The organism is Shewanella sp. SW32 (assembly GCF_025653365.1).
Classification (GTDB): domain Bacteria; phylum Pseudomonadota; class Gammaproteobacteria; order Enterobacterales; family Shewanellaceae; genus Shewanella; species Shewanella oncorhynchi.
In genome coordinates this window covers 1-618 of record NZ_JAKKSJ010000109.1, presented here as the reverse complement: position 1 = coordinate 618, position 618 = coordinate 1, and the positions used below count along the sequence as shown (strand labels likewise).

Here is a 618-nt window from a genome sequence, read left to right as displayed (position 1 = left end):
AACCAGTTGCACTGGGTGCTGGATGTGAGTTTAGGTGAGGATGCGTGCCAGATATACCGTGGTAATGCAGCGACTAATCTTGCCACGATGCGACACTTTGGTTTGAATATGTTACGCGCTGAGAAGCGAAAAATGAGTATCAGAAGAAAGCAGCGTCAGGCATTGATGAATGAGGCTTATTTGGATGCGGTGCTTGAAGCCGGCATGAGTGTGGTTATTAAATGACCACTCGTAATCTCACCCTGGGTTCGGAACGTTTCATCTCTTGTACCAGGCCAAACCCTAAACTTCGCCCCTAATGGTTTAACAGTCGTCTATGGGGACAATGGTGCGGGTAAATCTAGTTATGCAAAAATCCTAAAAAGCGCGTGTCTAACTCGTGGCGATGTCCCTAATATCCTGACGAATATTTTCAAGCCATCGACTGAAAATCCTCAAGCCACACTGTGTTTTAGCTCAGCAGGTGGAGAGCCGATCCCTTATATATGGGAAAAGGATGGAGAGGATAGCCCAGAGTTAAAGTCCATTCGTATTTTCGATTCGAAGTCAGCAGTACATTATATTTCCAAAGAAGATCGCGTTGAGTACAAACCAGCAGAACTCAAGTTACTTGATGAA

General features: G+C 45.1%; 1 protein-coding gene and 1 pseudogene. Both read left to right on the top strand.

Annotated features, from left to right (window positions below; all coding sequences use genetic code 11):
* A pseudogene (locus L5M28_RS24070) lies at nucleotides 1–225 on the top strand (ISAs1 family transposase); the annotation flags it as partial.
* Nucleotides 226–234: 9 nt separating this feature from the next.
* The coding region (locus L5M28_RS24265; RefSeq protein WP_411569321.1) for an AAA family ATPase at nucleotides 235–618 on the top strand (384 nt) is incomplete at its 3' end.